Annotated in this window: 21 protein-coding genes and 1 pseudogene; 16 read left to right on the forward strand and 6 right to left on the reverse strand. The window is 61.5% G+C overall.

Annotation, left to right across the window (positions count from 1 at the left end):
• Positions 1-71 precede the first annotated feature (71 nt).
• Complete coding sequence (locus ACP7EW_RS19205) at positions 72-1,076, reverse strand: AraC family transcriptional regulator (RefSeq protein ID WP_426218994.1); 1,005 nt, start codon at positions 1,074-1,076, stop codon at positions 72-74.
• A 101-nt stretch (positions 1,077-1,177) separates the two neighbouring features.
• On the opposite strand from ACP7EW_RS19205, the gene ACP7EW_RS19210 reads away from it, so the two are divergent.
• Entirely contained in the window at positions 1,178-2,272 is a 1,095-nt protein-coding gene (locus ACP7EW_RS19210; RefSeq protein WP_426218996.1) for a fatty acid desaturase, read from the forward strand.
• Here ACP7EW_RS19210 and ACP7EW_RS19215 read toward each other — a convergent pair.
• The 3 genes from ACP7EW_RS19215 to ACP7EW_RS19225 form a co-directional block, all read right to left on the reverse strand.
• A complete protein-coding gene (locus ACP7EW_RS19215; protein ID WP_426218998.1) occupies positions 2,163-3,098 on the reverse strand; it encodes a LysR family transcriptional regulator in 936 nt (311 codons plus the stop codon). The two genes, ACP7EW_RS19210 and ACP7EW_RS19215, sit on opposite strands and share 110 nt — an antisense overlap.
• A gap of 97 nt (positions 3,099-3,195) precedes the next feature.
• Positions 3,196-4,365 carry a CynX/NimT family MFS transporter gene (locus ACP7EW_RS19220; RefSeq protein ID WP_426219000.1) on the reverse strand — a complete coding sequence of 390 codons (1,170 nt, stop codon included), beginning with the start codon at positions 4,363-4,365 and terminating at the stop codon, positions 3,196-3,198.
• Positions 4,352-4,810 (reverse strand): nucleoside deaminase, encoded by a 459-nt coding sequence (locus tag ACP7EW_RS19225; protein WP_038850320.1) that lies wholly within the window; start codon positions 4,808-4,810, stop codon positions 4,352-4,354. Before ACP7EW_RS19225 ends, ACP7EW_RS19220 begins: the two co-directional genes overlap by 14 nt.
• A gap of 106 nt (positions 4,811-4,916) precedes the next feature.
• Between ACP7EW_RS19225 and ACP7EW_RS19230 the strand changes: the two genes are divergently transcribed.
• From ACP7EW_RS19230 to ACP7EW_RS19280, 11 genes are all read left to right on the forward strand, one after another.
• A complete protein-coding gene (locus ACP7EW_RS19230; protein ID WP_426219003.1) occupies positions 4,917-5,768 on the forward strand; it encodes a LysR family transcriptional regulator in 852 nt (283 codons plus the stop codon).
• Between the two features lie 240 nt (positions 5,769-6,008).
• Positions 6,009-6,821: an energy transducer TonB gene (locus ACP7EW_RS19235; protein WP_426219005.1), complete on the forward strand. Its 813-nt coding sequence runs from the start codon at positions 6,009-6,011 to the stop codon at positions 6,819-6,821.
• Between the two features lie 54 nt (positions 6,822-6,875).
• Positions 6,876-7,595, forward strand: a complete 720-nt coding sequence (locus tag ACP7EW_RS19240) for a MotA/TolQ/ExbB proton channel family protein (protein ID WP_426219007.1) — start codon at positions 6,876-6,878, stop codon at positions 7,593-7,595.
• A 1-nt stretch (position 7,596) separates the two neighbouring features.
• Positions 7,597-7,998, forward strand: a complete 402-nt coding sequence (locus ACP7EW_RS19245) for an ExbD/TolR family protein (RefSeq protein ID WP_010565408.1) — start codon at positions 7,597-7,599, stop codon at positions 7,996-7,998.
• Positions 7,999-8,171: 173 nt separating this feature from the next.
• Positions 8,172-8,753 carry an alpha/beta hydrolase gene (locus ACP7EW_RS19250; RefSeq protein WP_426219009.1) on the forward strand — a complete coding sequence of 194 codons (582 nt, stop codon included), beginning with the start codon at positions 8,172-8,174 and terminating at the stop codon, positions 8,751-8,753.
• 50 nt (positions 8,754-8,803) lie between these two features.
• Positions 8,804-9,730, forward strand: a complete 927-nt coding sequence (locus ACP7EW_RS19255; protein ID WP_426219011.1) for a sigma 54-interacting transcriptional regulator — start codon at positions 8,804-8,806, stop codon at positions 9,728-9,730.
• 126 nt (positions 9,731-9,856) lie between these two features.
• Positions 9,857-10,639 carry a MetQ/NlpA family ABC transporter substrate-binding protein gene (locus ACP7EW_RS19260; RefSeq protein ID WP_033898862.1) on the forward strand — a complete coding sequence of 261 codons (783 nt, stop codon included), beginning with the start codon at positions 9,857-9,859 and terminating at the stop codon, positions 10,637-10,639.
• 488 nt (positions 10,640-11,127) lie between these two features.
• A complete protein-coding gene (locus tag ACP7EW_RS19265) occupies positions 11,128-11,793 on the forward strand; it encodes an amino acid ABC transporter permease (protein WP_426219013.1) in 666 nt (221 codons plus the stop codon).
• A complete protein-coding gene (locus ACP7EW_RS19270; RefSeq protein ID WP_426219015.1) occupies positions 11,774-12,433 on the forward strand; it encodes an amino acid ABC transporter permease in 660 nt (219 codons plus the stop codon). Before ACP7EW_RS19265 ends, ACP7EW_RS19270 begins: the two co-directional genes overlap by 20 nt.
• A complete protein-coding gene (locus ACP7EW_RS19275; protein WP_426219017.1) occupies positions 12,430-13,206 on the forward strand; it encodes an amino acid ABC transporter ATP-binding protein in 777 nt (258 codons plus the stop codon). The genes ACP7EW_RS19270 and ACP7EW_RS19275 overlap by 4 nt, the downstream gene beginning before the upstream one ends.
• Positions 13,203-14,051 carry a transporter substrate-binding domain-containing protein gene (locus tag ACP7EW_RS19280; RefSeq protein ID WP_426219020.1) on the forward strand — a complete coding sequence of 283 codons (849 nt, stop codon included), beginning with the start codon at positions 13,203-13,205 and terminating at the stop codon, positions 14,049-14,051. Before ACP7EW_RS19275 ends, ACP7EW_RS19280 begins: the two co-directional genes overlap by 4 nt.
• Before the next feature lie 127 nt (positions 14,052-14,178).
• Here the strand turns inward: ACP7EW_RS19280 and ACP7EW_RS19285 are convergent.
• Both ACP7EW_RS19285 and ACP7EW_RS19290 read right to left on the reverse strand, forming a co-directional pair.
• Positions 14,179-14,355: pseudogene (locus ACP7EW_RS19285) on the reverse strand (AAA family ATPase); the annotation flags it as partial.
• On the reverse strand, positions 14,340-14,492 hold the full coding sequence (locus ACP7EW_RS19290; RefSeq protein ID WP_426219022.1) for a hypothetical protein: 153 nt from the start codon (positions 14,490-14,492) through the stop codon (positions 14,340-14,342). The pseudogene ACP7EW_RS19285 and the gene ACP7EW_RS19290, both read right to left, overlap by 16 nt.
• Before the next feature lie 95 nt (positions 14,493-14,587).
• Between ACP7EW_RS19290 and ACP7EW_RS19295 the strand changes: the two genes are divergently transcribed.
• From ACP7EW_RS19295 to ACP7EW_RS19310, 4 genes are read left to right on the forward strand one after another with little or no spacing between them, the layout of a single operon-like run.
• Positions 14,588-15,670, forward strand: a complete 1,083-nt coding sequence (locus tag ACP7EW_RS19295) for an efflux RND transporter periplasmic adaptor subunit (RefSeq protein ID WP_426219024.1) — start codon at positions 14,588-14,590, stop codon at positions 15,668-15,670.
• On the forward strand, positions 15,667-16,737 hold the full coding sequence (locus tag ACP7EW_RS19300; RefSeq protein ID WP_426219026.1) for an efflux RND transporter periplasmic adaptor subunit: 1,071 nt from the start codon (positions 15,667-15,669) through the stop codon (positions 16,735-16,737). Before ACP7EW_RS19295 ends, ACP7EW_RS19300 begins: the two co-directional genes overlap by 4 nt.
• Positions 16,734-19,787: an efflux RND transporter permease subunit gene (locus tag ACP7EW_RS19305; protein WP_033898837.1), complete on the forward strand. Its 3,054-nt coding sequence runs from the start codon at positions 16,734-16,736 to the stop codon at positions 19,785-19,787. Before ACP7EW_RS19300 ends, ACP7EW_RS19305 begins: the two co-directional genes overlap by 4 nt.
• Positions 19,788-19,789: 2 nt before the next feature.
• Positions 19,790-21,973, forward strand: a complete 2,184-nt coding sequence (locus ACP7EW_RS19310; RefSeq protein ID WP_426219028.1) for a glycoside hydrolase — start codon at positions 19,790-19,792, stop codon at positions 21,971-21,973.
• The last annotated feature ends 34 nt before the right edge of the window (positions 21,974-22,007 follow it).

Genomic DNA, 22,007 nt, shown 5'->3' on the forward strand with positions numbered 1-22,007 from the left:
ATTTGGAATGCATTCCCCTGTGGGAGCCGGGCTTGCCCGCGATGGGGCCATCACGAACACCGCAAGTCCACCTACCGTAACCCGTCCCTGAACTGCCCCGGCGTCATCCCCGTCCAGCGTTTGAACGCGCGGTTGAAACTGCTGGTGTCGGCAAAGCCGAGCAAGTGACTGATCTCGGCCAATGAACATTGCGGGTCCCGCAGATGCAGCAATGCCAGGTTCTCCCGGCATTCATTGAGCAGCGCATCGAATCGGCAGCCTTCATCCGCCAGGTGTCGCTGCAAGCTGCGCAAGCTCAGGTGCAGCGCTTGGGCGACGCGCTCGGCGCTCGGTTCGCCGTCGGGCAACTGCGCTTCAATCACGCGGCGTACCTTGCGCTCCCAGGTCAGCGGTTGCAGTTGGGCGAGGGTGCGCTTGAGCACAGTTTCGTTGTGCTCGGCCAGTTCGGGGTTGGCATCGTCCAGGTGGCTGTCGAAATCCTGCGCGGCGAACTCCAGGCGGTCCTCCTCCGCGCCGAAAAACACCGGCGCGCGAAATACTGTGTGCCATGGCTTGGGATCGGCGGGTTCCGGCCTTCGCAGGTACACCGCCAGCGGCGCGTATTCGCGCCCCAGGCGATTGCGGCAGGTACGCACATAGATCGCCGCAAACGCATCGATGGCCTCGAACGCCGGTGCCGGGCTCTGGGCCGGTCGCAGCAAGCGAAAGCGGTAACGTTCTCCCTCCCGACTCAGTTCCAGCGTCAAAGCATCACTGACCACCTGGTGATATCGCACGATGCGCTCGAATACTTCCCGCAAGCTGCCGCTGGCCACCAGCGCATACCCCAACGCATGAAAGGTGGTGGGGCTGACAAATCGCGACACCCGCAGCCCAATCGCCGGATCACCACTGGCCTGCACCGCCAATTCCCACAGACGCGTGGTGGCCGACAGCGGGTAGCGGGCATTGGGATCGTCCATCTGCTGTGGGTCGAGCCCGGCTTGCTGGCACAACCCGGCGCTGTCGAGGCCCAGGGCATCGAGCTGCTTGCGCAGGGCGCGGGTCCAGCTGGCGAGGGAAGTGGGTTCGGTCATGACGATTGGCGCTTGCGGTCAACAGGTTGGCGTCCGGGGCTAGCGTCCTGCCAGATCGCTTGGGGCAGGATGGGCGCATCAATACACAAGAGGATGGGAGCATGGACGGTACTTCTGCAAGTCCCCAACAGATGAACGCACAACAGCGTTCGGCGCATATCCGTGAAGTGGTGCTGGCCGAAGGTGTGCGCCTGCGCCAGCAGTACCCCTGGCTGTTGCATCAGGACGCGCTGGGCGCGGGCATCCTGGCGTTTGCGCTGCTCGGTATGCTGGGCTCGGCGGCGCTCTACATCACGGGCCATATGGCCTGGTGGGTGTGCCTGCTGCTTAATGCCTTCCTGGCTTCGCTGACCCACGAGCTGGAACACGACCTGATCCACAGCATGTACTTTCGCAAGCAGCGCCTGCCCCACAACCTGATGATGGGCCTGGTGTGGCTGGCGCGGCCGAGCACCATCAACCCGTGGGTGCGTCGGCACCTGCACCTCAACCATCACAAGGTCTCCGGCACCGAGACCGATATGGAAGAGCGCGCCATCACCAACGGTGAGCCCTGGGGCTTTGCGCGGTTGTTGATGGTGGGGGATAACGTGATGTCGGCCTTCATCCGCATCCTGCGGGCCAGGACCTGGAAGCATAAACTGGCGATCCTCAAGCGCTCGCTGCTGGTGTATGCGCCGCTGGCGCTGCTGCATTGGGGCGCGTGGTATGTGTTCCTCGGTTTTCATGCGGCCAATGGCGTCGCCAGTCTGTTCGGTGCGCCCATCGCGTGGTCTGCCGGCACCTTGCAGATGATGCAAGTGATCGATATCGCCGCCGTGGTGATCATCGGTCCTAACGTATTGCGCACCTTTTGCCTGCACTTTGTCAGCTCTAACATGCACTACTACGGCGATGTGGAACTGGGCAACGTGATCCAGCAGACCCAGGTATTGAACCCCTGGTGGATGTGGCCGCTGCAGGCGTTCTGCTTTAACTTCGGCAGTACCCACGGCATCCACCATTTTGTGGTGAAGGAACCGTTCTACATCCGCCAGATGACGGCCAAGGTGGCGCACAAGGTGATGGCGGAGATGGGCGTGCGCTTCAATGATTTCGGGACGTTTGCGCGGGCCAATCGGCTGGGTTTTCCACCGCCAGCAGGGTTTCGATCAGCGCCTTCGCCGCAGGCGACAAACGCACCCCAGCGCGGCTGATCACCCCGCAACGGTTGCTGAGGCTGTCCAACGCGTGCGGCAGATTGCGCCAATGCAGCGCCTGCAATTGGCCGCTGGCGAATGCGTCGACGAAGGCTTCCTCGGCACCCAGGCCGATGGCGTCGGATTGCTTCACGATGGTGGCCAATGCGGCAAATTGTTCAAGCTCGATGGCGGGCGCAAAGTCGATGCGCCCACTGAGGTTGGCCAGCAGTTTGCGAATGCCGGGCGCGATCAGGGGTGTGGCCAGCGGGTAGCTGAACAGGTCGTTGGTGGACAGGCTGTCCTTGGCCAGCAGCGGGTGCCCGGCGCGGCAGAAAAACACGCTGCGCCGAGGCGTCAGGGCCTGGGTCTGGAAGTTCGGGTCAGCCTCGAAGTGACGCACGTCGGCAATAAAGAATTCGATCTCTTCACGGTTCAGGCTGCGTCCGAGCTTTTCCCAATTATCCACCTGCAGCGCAGTGCGCACCTTGGGGTAGGTGGAGACAAAGCGCGCCATCGCCTGGGGCACCAGGTTCACGGCGGCCACGGCGTCGCTGCCCAAGCGCACTTCGCCCGCATCGAGTTTGGTCATGCGCGTGACTTCATGGCTCAGCAACGCCGCGCCTTGCACCAGGCTCAATGCGTGTTGCAGCACCACCTGGCCTTCGGGGGTGGGACGCAGGTCTTTGTTCGCGCGGTCCACCAACACGCAGCCGAACTCCTGTTCCAGGCCCTGGATGCTGCGGCTGAACGCCGGCTGCGTGATGCCCATGGCATCCGCCGCGCGCACGAAACTGCGGTGCTCGTTGAGCGCGATGAAGTAGCGCAGTTGGCGAAGGTCCATGGTGTGCCCGGCATCCTTTGGGGGAACCGGGATTTTAAGGGGGTTGCTTATTCCGTCAATTAAGCATTCTTGTTTTATCTAGATCTTAAATGCATATCTATAGAGCGGGCGCCGTGCGGTAAGTGGCGGGGCTGAATACGCGGGTCACCACCAGCATCGCCACCGCTGTCACCGTCAGCACCACCCAGGCACTGACAAAACTGCCGGTGAGTTCACGCAGCCAGCCGGTCAGCCACGGCGAAATCGCATTGATCAAAAAGCCTACGCCCTGCACGAACGCTGCCAGTTGCCCGGCTTGGCGCGGGTCGCGGTGGTGGTCGAGGGTCAGTAACAGGCTCAGGGCAAAACACGCGCCCAGGCCGAAGCCACACAGCGCCACCCACAGATGGGGAAACTGCAACGGCGCCATCAGCAGGCCGAGATAGCCAATGGTTTGGGCCAGCAGGCTGATCCACAGCAGTGGCCGCCGATCAATCCCACGTTGCGCCAGCACGGGCATCAACAGCGCGGCGATTACCTGGAAGATGGTCATGAAGGCCAGCAACGAGCCACTGGGCAACACGTCCCAACCCAGTTGCTGATAGTAGGCCGGCAGCCACGCCACCATGCTCATATAGCCGCAATTTACCAGGCCGAAATACAGCGCCAGCAGCCAGGCGCGGCGATTGCGCAGGCCCTTGAAGGCGGGGATTACGTTCGCGCTTTTTGCCGCGCCCAGTGGCAACAAGACCCACAACAGCAGCGCGGCCAAGGCCGGCAGCAACCACACACCGAGCCCGGCTTCCCACCGCTGAAAATGCGTGGCCACCACTGGGCTGATCAGCGCCGCCAGCCCACCGCCGGCCATCAGCGAGGCCGAATACACGCCCATGGCCACCGGCACACGGTGGTGAAATTCGCGCTTGATCATCGCCGGCACCAACGCCTGGATCAGTGCGACGCCAGCACCGCCGAGCAACGCGGTCACCAGCAGCGTCGAACCCTGGCCCATCAGCCAGCGGGCCAGGCACGCCAGCAGGATCATCATCAAGCCCAGGGCAATGCCACGGCGTTCACCCAGTTGCGCTTCAACCCGCACGCCCACCAGCGCCACCAGGCCCATGCACACCACGGGCAGGCTGGTGAGCAGGGCGCTGCTCTGGAAGCTCAAGCCGGTGGCCAGGCGAATCTCACCGAGCAACGGGCTGATGGAACTGAGGATCGGCCGCAGGTTGAGGCCCAGGACCACCAACAGGCCCCAGCCAGCGAGGGATTTATTCAGGGGCATGCAGGTTTTTCCAGTGCTGGTACAGCGTGGTCATGGCCGCATCCGGCAGATGCTGGATCGGCAGGCGCTGCTCGCTCACTGGCAGGCCCACCTGCTGCCCGATCGCCGCTGTCGACAGGCCAAAGGGCTCGGCCATTTCGTTGCTGGCGGCAAACACCACCCGTTCCACACCGCACAGATACATGGCGCTCAGGCACATCGGGCAGGGTTGGCCGCTGGCGTAGATCACGCAGCCATCCAAGCGTGTACCGAGTTGCTGGCTGGCAGCGCGGATCGCTAACAATTCGGCGTGGGCGGTGGGGTCTTGGCTCAGGTGGATCTCGTTGACCGCCTCAATCAGCACGTTGCCGTTTTGCGTCAATACCGCGCCGAACGGCCGGCCGCCGTTGGCAACGTTGGTCCGGGCGAGTTGGATGGCGCGCTGCAGGTGTTGATCGTCGCTCATGGAGATCCCTCTGGGCAGGATGGAGGGTGAAGTATGGGCAGCCGTCAGGGTATTCTGAAATTAAATATAACCATACCAACCAGTGGCAAATGCAATGGTGACTGCCATGTTCGATCCTGTGTTGTTGCGCAGTTTTGTCGCCGTAGTGGATTGCGGCAATTTCACCCGCGCCGCCGAGCGTCTGCACCTGACCCAATCCACGGTCAGCCAGCAGATCCGCCGCCTGGAAGAGGCGGTGGCGTGTCAGTTGCTCGACCGCGATCAGCGCCGCGTGGTCGCTACGGCGGAAGGCGAGCGCTTGCTGGCCTATGCGCGGCGCATCCTGGCGCTGCATGAAGAAGCCGCCGATGTGTTGATCAGCCAGCAAAGCGACGGCGTGTTGCGCCTGGGTGTGCCGGAGGACTTTGCATCCGAACGCCTCATGCCGCTGCTCTCGGCCTTTGTACTGGCGTTTCCAAGGGTGCGCCTGGAAGTCACCAGCGGCCTGGGCCCCGAGTTGCAGCGCCAGTACCGTAGCGGAGAGTTCGACGTGTTGTTGGTCAAGCAGATGGGCGACAGCGACGACTGCCTGGCCTCATGGCCGGAGCCCTTGTGCTGGGTGGACAGCCTCAGCACGCCGTCCCTGGGGCGCGATCCTTTGCCGTTGGTGGCATTTCCCGTAGGCGGCCTGTACCGCAATGAAATGCTGCAACACCTGGAAGTGGGCGGCTGGCGCTGGCGCATCGGGTACTCCAGCGCGAGCCTGGCGAGTGTGTGTTCGGCGGTGGCGGCGGGGTTGGGCATCAGTTTGTTACCCCGTCGCGTCGTACAAGCAGGGCATAGCGTGCTGGGCCCGGACAGCGGCTTGCCGAGGGTGCAAGGCGTGCGTCTGGCGTTGTATGGCCGCAGTGGCTTGGGCGCGGCTGGGCAAAGCCTACAACGCCAACTGCTTGATTTGTGTGCAAACAGCCCCGCCTGATCAATGCCTTTACTGAATATTTCTTATGCCTGAAAGGCATTCAAAAACAACGCCTTTGCGCCAGCCCACGCAGGACGGGGCTTTGCCGTATCCAAGTGTTTCATTTATTCAATTTAGATCTATGTATAACTTTAAAGATTACTTTAAGAGATAAGCGTCTGGCCCCGATGATTCAACCCTCGACGGCCTTCCACGCAGGCCTGTCGGTTTTTTTGTTTCAAAACCGTAGGGAGTGAATCAATGGGCAATGTCCAGACCGCCGCCAGTGCACATGAGGCGCAATGGCGCCAGGCACAGGGTGGTGAGTTGGTCGACCTTGGCCGGCCGCACCGCGCGCCGTTGGGGCAGTTGCGCACGCAGAAAACGCCGAAGCGTTTCTCCAGCCGTCGCGAAGGGATCTTGCTGGGTTTGCTGGTGCTGGCCCTGCACGGCGCGGTGATCTACTGGGTGAGCCAGAAGCCGACCCCGGTGTTGCCGATCGTGCCGCCGGAAATTCCGCCGATGACGATCGAGTTTTCCCAACCGGCACCTCCCGTGGTGGAACCGCCGCCTCCCGTGCCGCCGCCACCACCGCCGCCTGTTGTCGAGCCACCGCCGCCGGTGGTGGATGAATTGGCCGCCAAGCCAGCGCCGCCTAAACCGATTCCGAAACCCAAGCCTAAGCCGGTTCCAAAGCCTGAGCCCAAGCCCGCACCGAAGCCCGTCGAGCAGCCGCCCGCGCCACCGACACCGGCACCACCTGCGCCTCCAGCACCACCGGCGCCGGCCCCGGTAACACCCGCTTCGGCCAACGCCGCGTACCTGAAGAACCCGGCGCCGGAGTACCCGTCACTGGCGCAGCGGCGCGGTTGGGAAGGTACGGTGTTGCTCAGGGTGCAGGTACTGGCCAGTGGCAAGCCGGGTGAGATCCAGATTCAGAAAAGCAGCGGTCGCCAGCAACTCGACGACGCCGCCCTGGCAGCGGTGAAGCGCTGGAGTTTTGTACCGGCCAAGCAGGGCGATGTGGCCCAGAACGGCTGGGTCAGCGTACCGATCGATTTCAAGATTCACTAACTATTCGGCTGCGGTGTGTTGCACACGCCGCGACCTGCACAGAGGGAAAACATCATGGCATTAGCATCTCCACTTGAATCCATCGAAAGCGCGGTGATCTGGCTGCTGGTGGTTTTTTCGGTCGCTACCTGGGGCCTGGCCCTGCTCAAGGGCGTGCAGTTCGGTCGCCTCAAGGCGCAGGATCGCAAGTTCCACAAACAGTTCTGGGCGGCGTCGAGTCTCGACTCGGCCGCCGAACTGGCGCAAACCCAGCCGGGTGCCGCAGCCCGCGTGGCCCAGGCCGGTTACGCCGCGATCCAGGTGGGCGAAGCCCCGCACGCGGCCGACCTTAGCCAGGCGATCAACCACCAGGACCGCCTCGAACGCGCCTTGCGCCAGCAGATCGTGCGTGAACGCCGCTCCCTGGAAACCGGCCTGGCCGTGGTCGCCAGTATCGGCAGCACCTCGCCGTTCATCGGCCTGTTCGGCACCGTGTGGGGCATCATGGAAGCGCTCAAGGGTATCAGCGCTGCGGGCTCCGCCAGCCTCGAAACCGTGGCCGGCCCGATCGGTGCGGCGCTGGTCGCGACCGGTGTGGGTATCGCCGTCGCGGTGCCTGCGGTGCTGGTCTACAACTATTTCCTGCGTCGCCTGAAGCTGACCGCTGCCGACCTGGACGACTTTGCCCACGACTTCTACAGCCTGGCCCAGAAGAACTCCTTCCGCGTGCTGCTGCACCCGGCCCTGAACAAAACCACTGCCGGCAACCCGCAGAAAGTGAAGGAGGCGTCCTGAGATGGCCTTTTCCACGCAAGACAGCGATGAGGTGCTGAGCGAGATCAACGTGACGCCGTTGGTGGACGTGATGCTGGTGCTGCTGGTGGTGTTTATCGTCACCGCGCCGCTCTTGACCAACGCGATCCCGATCAACCTGCCCAAGACCGAGGCGGTCGCGCCGGTGGAGCAGAAAGACCCGCTCGTGGTGAGTATCGACGGCGCCGGCAAACTGTTTATCAACAAGGATGAAATCCAGCCGGACCTGCTGGAATTCAATCTGCAGGCGGCCAAGGCCAAGGACCCCGATGTGCGGGTGCAACTGCAGGCTGACGATGGTGTGAACTACGGCGAAGTGGCGCGAGCCATGGCGTCTATCGAGCGCGCGGGGATTACCAAGCTGTCGGTGATTACCGCACGTTAATTGCAAAAGCCTCGACAATTTTTTGGCCGTCTCCTTGGCAGGGTGCGGCCTTTTTTTTGCGTAAAATCCTTTTGTGATTTTGGTTATTAATAAATAGCTTCTTATTCCTTAACGAATATAACCCCCGTCCCTATACTGTTCAGCAACGTTAAACGCTGCAGGAGGGCACACCCATGCACAGCGAGTCAATTCGTTATCTGATCGTGCCGGGCTGGCAAGGATCGCCAGAAGATCATTGGCAAAGTCACTGGCAGAACAACCTGCCCAACAGCGCCCGTGTGGAGCAAGATGACTGGCTGACGCCCCGTCGCGAAGACTGGGTCGCCGCGCTGGCCGAGGCCATCGCGGCCGACAGCACGCCGGTGATCTTGATCGCCCATAGCCTGGGCTGCATCACCGTGGCGCATTGGGCGGCCACAGCGCCGGTGCAGTTCCTGCGCCAGGTACGCGGCGCCTTGCTGGTGGCACCGGCCGATGTCGAGCGTCCTGCCTGTGCGCCCGCCTTGCGTAATTTCGCGCCCATCCCCACCGACCTGCTGCCGTTTCCGAGCCAGGTGGTCAGCTCCGACAACGACAGTGCCGTCAGCGCGCCTCGGGCCCTTGAGCTGGCCCGTCACTGGGGCGCTGAAGCCGGGATTCTGTCCGGCGCCGGGCATATCAATGTGAAGTCCGGTCACCAACGCTGGGAGCAGGGGTTTGCTTACCTGTACCGCCTGCAAAGCCGCCTTGAGCATCACGCCCGGCGCACTGCCTGAACACTTTTCAACGCCCCGTCCCTTAAGTGGATTGGGGGCGGGAGCCTGCCATGAGTCTGCATGAAACCTTCGGTCAGCCGTTGCTGACCTTCCCCGACGCCGAAAAAAGCCCGTTGAGCATTCGCGCCAAGGCGCTGGTGTTTGTCGACCCCCGTTCGCGCCAATTGCGCGAAGACCTCGAAAGCCTCGCACCACGCGCCTTGCCCGTGTTGATTCGCGGCGAAACCGGCAGTGGTAAAGAGCTGCTGGCGCGCCACATTCACCGTGGCAGCGACCGTACCGGTTTGTTTGTCTCGGTCAATTGCGGCGCCATCAGCCCGACCTACGCCGATGCCGAATTGTTCGGCTACGCCGCCGGCAGCCACAGTGGCGCCGCCAGCAGCCGGGCCGGTTGGTTCGGTTCGGCGAATGGCGGCACGTTGTACCTGGATGAGATCGGCGATTTGCCGCTGCCGATCCAGGTAAAACTGCTGGCCGCCCTGGAAAACCACGAAGTCACCCGCGTCGGCGCCCATCAGCCCAGCCCGGTGGATGTGCGGCTGGTCGCCGCCACTAGCATCGACTTGGCCCAGGCTGTTGCGGCTGGCAAGTTCCATGAGCGCTTGTTCCATTACTTGAGCGAAGGGCGGCTGGACTTGCCCGCACTGCGCGAGCGCGTGGGTGACATTCTGTCCTTGGCCGAGTACTTCCTGGGTATCTACAGCCAGCGTCTGGACCTGCCGGTGCCGCTGATCAGCGATGCCGCCCAGCACGTGCTGGAGCTCCATAGCTGGCCGGGCAATACCCGCGAGCTGGAAAACGTCATTCACTTCGCGTTGCTGGTGAGCAGCGGCGATGAGATTTTGCCCGAGCATTTGAACCTGCCGGTCGCAGGTTCACCGTTGGAGCAGGTGCGGCGGATTTTCAACACCGCCAGCCCCGCCGAGCAGGAAACCCTGCTTAAATTCCTACATGAGCAAAATGGAATATCAACGTGAATAAAAGATATTGTTCGGGAATAAAAAATCTAGGTATTGTCCCTTCCACGCCGCGATAGCATTTCGCTGGCACACCTCATAAAAACGGTCGTCAGAGACGCCCCGGAATTCCGATAAGGACACTGCATGAAAAAGGTTCTGTTGTTTACCGCACTGGCGGCTGCCCTGACTGCAAGCTTCGCTCAAGCCAACGAAAAACTGGTGGTTGCCGCGACCCCGATCCCCCACGCCGAGATCCTCGAGCTGATCAAGCCGACCCTGGCCAAAGAAGGCGTGGACCTGCAGATCAAAGTCTTCACCGACTATGTGCAGCCCAACACGCAGGTGGCCGAAAAACGCCTGGATGCCAACTACTTCCAGACCCTGCCGTACCTGGAAAACTTCAACAAGGGTAAGGGCACCAACCTGGTGACCGTGGTCGGTGTGCACGTTGAACCCATCGGCGGCTACTCGAAAAAGATCAAGAACATCTCTGAGCTCAAGGATGGCGCCACTGTGGCCATCCCGAACGAAGGCTCCAACAGCGGCCGTGCCCTGTTGCTGCTGCAAAAGAATGGCCTGATCACGCTGAAAGATCCGACCAATGCCCTGTCCACGCCGAAAGACATTGCCAGCAACCCGAAAAACCTGAAGTTCAAGGAACTGGAATCAGCGCTCCTGCCACGCGTGCTCGACCAGGTTGACCTTGACGTTATCAATACCAACTACGCCCTGGAAGCTGGCCTGAACCCAGCCAAAGACGCGCTGATCATCGAAGACGCCAAGTCGCCGTACGTGAACTTCCTGGTGGCTCGCCCGGACAACAAGGACAGCGACGCTATCCAGAAACTGTCCAAGGCCCTGACCAGCCCGGAAGTCAAAGCCTTCATCGAGAAGAAGTACAACGGCGCGGTCGTGCCTGCGTTCTGATGTAACTCAAAACCCCCTTCAAGGTTTGAACGCCGACGGCTGTTACAGCGTCGGCGTTTTTTTATGGCTGGAACACAATCAAAACTGTGGGAGCGGGCTTGCTCGCGAAAGCGGTCTGTCAGCAACAGATGTGTTGACTGATCCACCGCATTCGCGAGCAAGCCCGCTCCCACATTTTGGTCTTCATTGGATTAAAGAGCGCGACTGTTGATCGCCCTGCGCAGCGCCATCAACCACTTCACCAACTCCTGCGGATCCATCGGTTTCACTTCCTGCATGGTTCAATCCCTCGAATCTCAGACCCCCCAACCATAGCTGCCACCCGCCAAACCCGCGAACCCGGCGGTTATCTTTTTGGGTGATATCAATATGCTATTTGGGTATTTAAATTTTCTTTTTTATACCTTTAAAGTTCGCGCTACCCGGCCTTACCCACACCGGATCGGATTGCGCTCGCTGCATTACCCTTGCGGCGTCATGGACTGGAAATGACCTTCGATTTCGCTTTTATCCTCAGCACGCTCCCGGCGTTTCTTAAAGCCGTGGGCGTGACGCTGCAAGTGGGCCTGATCGCCATTGCCACCTCGTTGCTGGTGGCGCTGATCAATGCGGCGCTGCTGGCGTTTCGCACGCCGTACCTGTCGCGCTTGGTGGCGTTGTATGTGGAGCTGGCGCGCAATACGCCGCTGCTGATCCAACTGTTCTTCGTATACTTCGCGCTGCCGGCCCTGGGCTTCAATATTTCCGGGTTCTGGGCGGCGATCATCACCATGACTTTCCTCGGCGGTGCCTACCTCACCGAAGTGCTGCGCGCGGGCGTGGAAGCGGTGCCGCTGGCGCAGATCGAGTCGGGCAAGTCCATCGGCCTGTCCGACTGGCAGCTGTTGCGCCATGTGATCCTGCCCCAGGCCGGCATCCTCAGCCTGCCGGCGCTGTTCGCCAATTTCATCTTCCTGCTCAAGGAGACCACCGTGGTCTCCGCCGTGGCGGTGCCGGAGATTCTCTACACCACCAAGAGCTATATCGCCCTCTACTACAAGACCTACGAAATGCTCGCCGTGCTGACGCTGATTTGCGTGTTGCTGTTCTTGCCGCTGTCGCTGTTGCTCAGCCGCCTGGAAAGGAGGCTCCAGCATGGCCAGTTCGGGTCTTGAGTTGTTGTGGGTGTCGTTGCCGCAACTGGGCAAGGGCGCTGCGCAAACCTTGTCGATTTCATTCTTGAGCATCGCTTTCAGCACGGTGGGCGGGGTGCTGTACGGCGTGCTGCGCACCTTGAACAACCGGCTGATCAACTCGGTGCTGCGGGTGTACCTGGAGCTGTTCCGCGCGATCCCGGTGCTGGTGTGGTTGTACCTGCTGTTTTTCGGCCTGCCGATTTTCTTCGGTTTGAGCATCCCGAGCTTCTGGTGTGCAGTGCTGGTGCTGTCGCTGTGGGGCGCCAGTGAAGTCGGCGAAGTGGTGCGTGGCGCCTTGCATTCGCTGCCACGCGGGCAACGTGAAGCGGGGTTGTCGATTGGCCTCTCGGACCCGCAACTCTACGGCTATGTGCTGCTGCCCCAAGCCCTGAAACGCATGACCCCGCCGACCATCAACGTCTACACGCGCATTATCAAGACCAGCTCCCTGGCGGTGCTGATCGGCGTGGTCGACGTGATCAAGGTTGGCCAGCAAATCATCGAACGCACCTATGAGTCGGTATTGATCTACGGGGTGCTGTTCCTGTTTTTCTTCTTTATCTGCTACCCGTTGTCGGCCGCCTCCAAGGTGCTGGAACGGCGCTGGGCCCAAGCATGAGCGCATTGATCGAGTTCCAGAGTTTCAACAAATTCTTCGGCGAGGCGCAGGTGCTCAAGGGCATCGACTTGAGCGTGCAAAGCGGCGAAGTGGTGGTGATCCTCGGCCCCAGCGGTTGCGGCAAAAGCACCTTGCTGCGTTGTCTGAACGGCCTGGAAGTGGCCCACAGCGGCAGCCTGCGGTTTGCCGGCAAGGAGTTGTTGGGCAAACAAACCGACTGGCGGCAGGTGCGCCAAGACATCGGAATGGTGTTCCAGAGCTACCACCTGTTCCCGCACATGAGCGTGCTCGACAACATCCTGCTCGGCCCGTTGAAAGTGCAAAAGCGCGACCCGCGCGAAGCCCGCGAACAGGCCGAGAAACTGCTGGAACGCGTGGGCCTGGCCGACAAGCGCGACGCCTTCCCGCGCCAGCTCTCCGGCGGCCAGCAGCAACGCATCGCTATCGTCCGTTCACTGTGCATGAACCCTCAGGTCATGCTCTTTGATGAGGTCACCGCCGCCCTCGACCCGGAAATGGTCAAAGAAGTGCTGGAAGTGATCCAGGGCCTGGCCCGCGATGGCATGACCCTGCTGATCGTTACCCACGAAATGGCCTTCGCCCGCGCCGTCGCTGACCGCGTGGTGTTTATGGAAGCCGGTCGCATCCTCGAACAGAACACCCCCGAGGCATTCTTTACGAACCCGCAAACCGCACGCGCGCAGCAGTTCCTGGAGAAGTTCTCCTTTGTTTCAACACTGCCCAAAAAACCTAAGGAACTTGCGCTGATATGAAAAAGTTACTGCTGCCACTGTTTGCCGTCGCTTTACTGGTCGGCTGCGATAAAAAGGCCGAAGAGCCTGTAAAACCTGCCGCTGTCAGTTACATCGACAAGATCAAGGCTCGCGACAAGCTGATCGTCGGCGTGTTCACCGACAAACCGCCGTTTGGTTTCGTCAACGAAGCTGGCCGTTACGTCGGCTTCGATACCGACATCGGCCGCCAATTCGCCAAGGACCTGCTGGGCGATGAAAACAAAGTCGAGTTCGTTGCTGTTGAGCCCGCCAGCCGCATTCCGTTCCTGCAAAGCGACAAGGTCGACCTGATCCTCGCCAACATGACCGTGACCCCGGAACGCAAGGAAGCGGTGGACTTCACCAACCCCAACCTGAAAGTCGCGGTGCAGGCCCTGGTGCCGAACGACAGCACCGTAAAAAGCCTGAATGACCTGGCTACCCGCACCACCATCGTCACCACCGGCACCACCGCCGATATTTGGCTGACCAAAAACCACCCGGACTGGAAACTGCTCAAGTTCGAGAAAAACTCCGAGTCGCTGCAGGCGCTGTCCGCCGGCCGTGGTGATGCCTACGCCCAGGACAACCTGGTGCTGTTCAGCTGGGCCAAGCAGAACCCGGGTTACCGTGTGCTGGAAGAAAAACTGGGTGATGAAGCGCCGATTGCACCGGCCGTGAAGAAGGGCAACATCGAATTGCGCGACTGGGTGAATGCCGAACTGGCCAAGTTGGGCGAGGAGAAATTCCTGCTCAAGCTGTACGACCAATATGTGCGTAAAGAGCTGAGCGATGACACCAAGCCGGAAAGTGTGATTGTTGAAGGCGGGAAGTGGCAGGGCTGATCAGCTAGTTACTGAGTGACTGATCTACCGCTATCGCAGGCAAGCCTGCTCCCACATTTGAAATGTATTCACAAATCAAAACTGTGGGAGCCGGGCTTGCCTGCGATGAGGCCCTGAAGGACACCGCCTATTCCGGCCAATGCCAAGCCGGCGCATCCAGAATCCCCTGCCCGACGATTCGGGTCTCCCCCAACACCTTCTCCAACACAATCGAATTGCACCCCTGGTCTTGTTGCTACGCCGGCAGCAGGTCTGGATGCAAAGTGGTTTCCGGTTCGTTCAGTACAATCATGGTTGGCTGCCGACCTGATCGAACAGGCTGTGGTAGTTAGGCGTGTGCTGGGCCAGTACATCCCAGTTGCGCCCGTCGCTGGGGCCCGAGCGATGCACCAGCAGGCTGGCCGGTCTTGAGCATGGGCATTCAGTCGGCGTGGGAACCATTGGAGTATGGGAGCCTCCATGCAGATAAGGAACCCTGAACTAAGCTCACAGTCGCATACACACTGGCACGTCGGCATCACGCACAAGGAGCCTGCATGGGCGGTCGCATTTGCACCTTTATTTTCGGACTTGGCCTACTGGCGCTGTTAAGCGGCTGTGGCGAGGAAAAGGCTGAGCCCAAGCAGCATTCGCGGGTATTTGTGCAGACCGTGCAGCCGGCGGACTTTGCCGCAGCGGTCACGCTGACGGGCGATATCCAGGCCCGTGTGCAAACCGACCTGTCCTTCCGCGTCGGCGGTAAGATCATCCAGCGCATGGTGGACGTCGGTGATCGTGTCAGTGCCAAGCAAGTGCTGGCCAAGCTCGATCCCAAGGACTTGCAGACCAACGTCGATTCCGCCCAGGCCCAGGTTGTGGCCGAACAGGCGCGGGTCAAGCAGACCGCTGCCGCCTTCGTGCGCCAGGAAAAGCTCCTGCCCAAGGGCTACACCAGCCGCAGTGAATACGACTCCGCCCAGGCCGCGTTGCGCAGCAGCCAAAGCGCCTTGGCCGCCGCTCAGGCCCAGCTGGCCAACGCCCGCGAACAGCTCGGCTACACCTCGCTCATCGCCGAAGCCCCCGGCGTGATCACTGCTCGACAGGCCGAAGTCGGCCAGGTGGTGCAGGCCACCGTGCCGATTTTCAGCCTGGCGCGGGACGGCGAGCGCGATGCGGTGTTCAACGTCTATGAGTCGCTGCTGGTAGAGCCACCGCCGGAGGCGCCGATCACCGTCAGCCTCTTGGATAACCCGAGCATCAAGGCCGTGGGCAAGGTGCGTGAAGTCACGCCCGCCGTGGCCGCTAACACCGGCACCGTGCAGGTGAAAATCGCCCTGCAAGTGTTGCCCAAAGGCATGGAATTGGGCTCGGTGGTCAGCGCCACCGCCAACGGCCCGGCCAAGGCCAGCATCGAATTGCCTTGGGCCGCGCTGACCAAGGACCTCAGCGAACCTGCTGTATGGCTGATCGACAGCGACGGCAAGGCGCAATTGCACAAGGTCACGGTGGCGCGTTATCTCACCGGCAAAGTCATCATTGGCGATGGCCTCAAAGGTGGCGAAAAAGTCGTGGTGGCCGGCGGGCAATTGCTGCACCCCGGCATGATTGTCGAGATCGCCCAGCAGGGAGCCCAGCCATGAAGCGCCTGACGGGAATACTCGCCGCCAGCCTGTTGCTGGTGGCTTGTTCGAAGGAGGAGCCGCCACCCGAACCGGTGCGCCCCGTGCTGTCCATGGAAGTGAAAGCCGAGGATCAGGAAAACCTCGGCCGTTTCGCCGGCACCATCCAGGCCCGTTATGAAAGCAACCTGGGCTTCCGCGTGCCCGGCCGCATTGCCCGCCGCGCCGTGGACGTGGGCGCCGAGGTGGAGAAGGGCGCCTTGCTTGCCGTCCTCGACCCCACCGACCAACAGAACCAATTGCGCGCCGCCCAGGGCGATCTGGCTCGCGTGCAGGCGCAATTCATCAACGCCCAGGCCAATGCCCGCCGTCAGCAGGAATTGTTCAACCGTGGCGTCGGCGCGCAGGCCCAGCTGGATATTGCCCAGACCGACCTTAAAACCACCCAGGCCTCTCTTGACCAGGCACAAGCCTCGGTCAACCAAGCCAAGGACCAACTCAACTACGCCGAACTGCGTACCGACCACGCTGGCATTGTCACCGCGTGGAATGCCGAAGCCGGCCAGGTGGTCAGTGCCGGTCAGCAGGTGGTGACCCTGGCCCGCCCGGATATCAAGGAAGCGGTGATCGACCTGCCCGCCGGCCTGGCCGAGCGCCTGCCCCATGACGTGGTGTTCCTGGTCGCCGGGCAACTCGACCCAAGTGTCAACACCACCGCCATCGTGCGCGAGATCGAACCCCAGGCCCAGAGCGCCACGCGCACCCGGCGCGCGCGGCTGACCCTGGCGGAAACACCGCCTGCGTTCCGCCTCGGCACGGCGATCAGCGTGACCTTGAGCACCGCCATTGCGCCACGCATCGAAGTGCCTTTGAGTGCCTTGCAGGAGGTCGACGGCAAGACCCGCATCTGGCTGCTCGACACCCAAAGCCAGACCGTGCAACCGCGCGACATCAGCCTGATCAGCCGTGACGCCAACAGCGCCTTGCTTAATGGCGGCGTCAAACCCGGTGAGCGTATCGTCACTGCTGGCGTGAACAGCCTGAAACCTGGGCAAAAAGTCAAAATCGACGAGGACAGCCCGCGATGAAAGGGAGCTTCAACTTATCCGACTGGGCCCTCAAGCATCAGTCCTTCGTCTGGTACCTGATGTTCGTCGCGCTGCTGATGGGCGTGTTCTCCTACATGAACCTGGGCCGCGAGGAAGACCCTTCGTTCACCATCAAGACCATGGTGATCCAGACCCGCTGGCCAGGCGCGACCCAGGAAGAAACCCTCAAGCAGGTCACCGACCGCATCGAGAAAAAACTCGAAGAGCTCGACTCCCTCGACTACGTGAAAAGCTACACGCGGCCAGGCGAGTCCACGGTGTTCGTGTTCCTCAAGGACACCACCAGCGCCAAGGCCATCCCGGAGATCTGGTACCAGGTCCGCAAGAAGATCGACGACATTCGCGGCACCTTCCCCCAGGGCTTGCAGGGCCCATCGTTCAACGATGAGTTCGGTGACGTGTTCGGCTCGGTGTATGCCTTTACGGGCGACGGCCTGTCGATGCGCCAGCTGCGTGACTACGTGGAGCAGGTGCGCGCCGAGATCCGTTCGGTGCCGGGGCTGGGCAAGGTCGAGATGATCGGCCAGCAGGACGAAGTGATTTACCTGAATTTTTCCACGCGCAAACTGGCGGCCCTGGGGATTGACCAGCGCCAGGTGGTGCAGAGCCTGCAATCGCAGAACGCGGTGACGCCGGCCGGGGTGATCGAGGCCGGGCCCGAGCGGATTTCCGTGCGCACGTCGGGGCAGTTCGCTTCGGAGAAAGACCTGGCCAATGTGAACCTGCGGCTCAATGACCGTTTCTATCGCCTGGCGGACATTGCCGATATCAGTCGTGGCTATGTGGACCCGGCGCGGCCGATGTTCCGCTTCAACGGCAAGCCGGCCATCGGCTTGGCGATTGCCATGCAGAAGGGCGGCAATATCCAGTCGTTCGGCAAGGCCCTGCACACACGTATGGACGAATTGACCGCCGACCTGCCGGTGGGCGTCGGCGTGCACAAGGTGTCCGACCAGGCGGAAGTGGTGGAAGAGGCCGTCGGCGGCTTTACCAGTGCGCTGTTCGAGGCGGTGATCATCGTGCTGGTGGTGAGCTTTATCAGCTTGGGCATGCGCGCCGGCTTGGTGGTGGCGTGTTCGATTCCGTTGGTGCTGGCGTTGGTGTTCGTGTTCATGGAATACAGCGGCATCACCATGCAGCGGGTGTCCCTGGGCGCGCTGATTATCGCCCTTGGCCTGCTGGTGGACGACGCGATGATCACCGTCGAAATGATGATCACGCGCCTGGAGAAAGGCGAAACCAAGGAGCAGGCGGCGACCTACGCTTACACCTCCACAGCGTTCCCGATGCTTACCGGTACGCTGGTGACGGTCGCCGGGTTTGTACCGATCGGCCTCAACGCCAGTTCGGCGGGCGAGTACACCTTCACCCTGTTCGCGGTGATTGCCGTGGCGATGCTGGTGTCGTGGGTGGTGGCGGTGCTGTTTGCGCCGGTAATCGGCGTGCATATCCTCAGTGCCAAGGTGAAGCCTCACGATGCCGAGCCGGGGCGAATTGGCCGGGCGTTCAATGGCGGCATGCTCTGGGCCATGCGTAACCGTTGGTGGGCGATTGGCATCACCGTGGCGCTGTTTGTGGCGTCGGTGTTCTCCATGCAGTTTGTGCAGAACCAGTTCTTCCCGTCGTCGGACCGCCCGGAAATTCTGGTTGACTTGAACCTGCCGCAAAACGCCTCGATCAACGAGACGCGCAAGGCCGTCGACCGCCTGGAAGCGATCATCAAGGACGACCCGGACATCGCGCGTTGGAGCACCTATATCGGTCAGGGCGCGATCCGGTTCTACCTGCCGTTGGACCAGCAATTGGAAAATCCCTACTACGCGCAGTTGGTCATTGTGAGCAAGGGCCTGGAAGAGCGCGGCGAGTTGATCGCACGCCTGCAAAAGCGCCTACGCGATGACTTCGTCGGCATTGGCAGCTTTGTGCAGCCGCTGGAAATGGGCCCGCCGGTAGGTAGGCCGATTCAGTATCGCGTGTCGGGCAAAGACACCGACCAAGTACGCAAACACGCCATCGAACTGGCGACCTTGCTCGACAAGAACACCCACCTGGGCGAGATCATCTACGACTGGAACGAGCCGGGCAAAGTGCTGCGCATCGACATCGCCCAGGACAAGGCGCGCCAGCTGGGACTGTCGTCGGAAGACGTGGCGCAGTTGATGAACAGCGTGGTCAGCGGTGCCTCGGTGACCCAAGTGCATGACGATATCTACCTGATCAACGTGGTCGGCCGCGCCGAAGATGCCGAACGCGGCACGCCGGAAACCTTGCAGAACCTGCAGATCGTCACACCCAACGGCACTTCGATTCCGCTGCTGGCGTTCGCAACGGTGCGCTACGAGCTGGAGCAGCCGCTGGTGTGGCGCCGCGACCGTAAACCGACGATCACCATCAAGGCGTCGGTGCGTGATGAGATGCAGCCGACGGACCTGGTGAAACAGCTCAAGCCGGAGATCGATAAGTTCAGTGCCGGCTTGCCGGTGGGCTACAAGGTCGCCACCGGCGGCACCGTGGAAGAAAGCGGCAAGGCCCAGGGCCCGATTGCCAGCGTGGTGCCGTTGATGCTGTTCCTCATGGCGACCTTCCTGATGATCCAACTGCACAGTGTGCAGAAGATGTTTCTGGTGGCGAGTGTCGCGCCGCTCGGTTTGATTGGCGTGGTGCTGGCGTTGATCCCCACGGGCACGCCGATGGGCTTTGTGGCGATCCTGGGGATTTTGGCGCTGATCGGCATCATCATCCGTAACTCGGTGATTCTGGTGACGCAGATTCACGAGTATGAAGTGGCAGGTTATTCACCGTGGGATGCGGTGGTGGAGGCTACCGAGCACAGGCGCCGGCCGATCCTGCTCACGGCAGCCGCTGCAAGCCTGGGCATGATCCCCATCGCGCGCGAGGTGTTCTGGGGGCCAATGGCCTACGCGATGATTGGCGGGATCATCATTGCGACTTTGCTTACACTTTTGTTTTTGCCTGCGTTGTATGTGGCTTGGTACAAGATCCGCGAGCCCAAACACGAACAGAGCTGAACATGCCCCACTTCCTGCGCCACGGTTTGTTGATCTGCACGCTGTTGCTGTCACCCGTGGCTTTGGCCGGCACCGTTCTGGAAAACGCGCTGTGGCGGGTCGAACTCGACCCGGCCACCCTTGCGATCCGCGTGACCCCCAGCGGGCAACCGACGATACAAGCCTCCACCGGCGTAGCGGCACGTGCCGTCAGCCAGCTTGCCCACAGCGATCAGCAGGCCGATTGGCAATGGGATGATGGCGCCTTTCGTGTGAGCGCTACCCTTGAGCAGCGCGACCTGGCGTTGTCCATCCGTGCGCGTGCGCCGGGTGAAATCCCCATTCTTCAACAACCGGCCAGTGCCTTGGGCCAAGGCTTTATGTGGCCTTTGGCTGAAGGGCATTACGTACCCGCCGATAACGCCATCTGGAAGGCGTTCCTGCTGGAGCAAGGCGACCTCAACACCACCCAGGATCTCAGCCTGCCGCTGTGGGGTGTCGACCACGGCGCGTTTACGCTCAACTGGTTGCTGACCAACCCCTACAACAATCGCCTGCGTTGGCAACCGGACCAGGCCCTGTCCTTGGCCCATGAATTCACCTCGCTTGACCCTGATGCGCCGATGACGTTGCGGTTGCACCTGGGCGATGGCGATCCCTTGGCCGGCGCCAAGCGCTATCGCCAGTGGTTGGTCGAGCAGGGGCGGTACGAGCCTTTGGCGGACAAACTGCGACAGACGCCTGAAGCGCAGAAGTTGCTGGGCGCCAGTCATGTCTACCTGTGGGGCAATGACCTGTTGGCGCTGGAGGATGTGCGGGATTGGCCGCTGTTGCTCAAGCGCCTGCGTGGGCATGAACTCAACGGCTTGCTGGACAAGGAGTCTGCCAAGGTGCTGGCGCAGGCCACGGCGTTGAACCGCTATGAGCAGACGGTGCTGCTGCGAGGGCTGAACGCGGCGATCAACAAGAAGGCCCGGCAGAGCTGGCAGGTAACAGAGCCCGACATGACACGGCTCGCTGCGCGCTACGGCGAATTGCGTGGCGAGTTGGCCGTGGACTTTGCCGGCGCCCTCGGTGAAAACCCGGCAGTCTGGGGCAACCCGGTGATTCAATCGCTGAGCAACGCCCGCCTGCCCCGTGTGTTGCTGACCCTGGGCGAAGGCTGGGAAGGCGGGCTCTGGCACCCCGAGGCGATTCGCGCCGGGGTCGATGCGGGCTTCCTGATGGCGCCCTACGACTCCTATGAAACCGCGTTATCCGCCACGGAAAACCCCGACTGGACCACCGCCCACCTTGGCAGCAATGCCTACCGCGACTGCGCGATTGTGTTGAAGGGCGGCAAGCTCAAGACCGGTTTTCAACAGTCCGGGCACTACACCGACCCGCGCTGTGTACGGCCGTTGCTGGAAGCGCGGGTGCAGGCCGTACAAGCCAAGGCTGGCTTCAACGCCTGGTTCCTGGATGCCTACGCCACCAGCATGGTGTTCGACAGCTACCGCGGCAGTGCACCGATGACCCAGGCGCAAAACGCCGAAGGTAACATCGACGCCTCCCGCTGGATCAATACCGCGCGCAAGTTGCCCACCGGTTCTGAAGACGGCAACGCCATCACGGCCCAGGGCATTCTGTTTGCTCATGGCATGCAGACGCCCGTGATGGGCTGGGGTGATCACGCGATGACCAAGGACAAGCAGTCACCCTATTACGTCGGTAGCTGGTTCCCACCGGAGCAGCCGGCGGTGTTCTTCAAGCCAGTGCCATTGAAGGAGCCGTTTCGCACGGTGTATGTCGAACCGACGATGCGCCTGCCGTTGTATCAGGCGGTGTTCCATGGCTCGGTGATCACGACCCATCACTGGTTGTTCGACAGCCTGAAGCTGAGCAATGTGCAGGTTGAAAACGAGCTGACCCAACTGCTCTACAACGTACCGCCGCTGTACCACTTGAGTGCTGCGACCTTGAAGCAGCGACTGCCATTGATCCAACGCCAGGACGCCTTTTTCCGCCCGTTGCACCAGCGTTTGGCCATGCAGGAAATGACTGGTTTTCGGTGGCTGACAGCGGATCGGCGGGTGCAGGAGACCACGTTTGCCGATGGGACGCGGTTGGTGGCGAATTTTTCCAGTGAGGAAAAGGCAGGGTATGTCGCTCGGAGTGTGACGGCGCTACTGAAGGGTGAAGAAGCCCAGGTTTATCAGGTGAAATAACCTGTGGCGAGGGAGCAAGCTCCCTCGCCACAAA

The sequence above is a fragment of the Pseudomonas sp. DWRC2-2 genome (assembly GCF_049897885.1).
In the GTDB taxonomy this organism is placed as follows: Bacteria; Pseudomonadota; Gammaproteobacteria; order Pseudomonadales; family Pseudomonadaceae; genus Aquipseudomonas; species Aquipseudomonas azotoformans_A.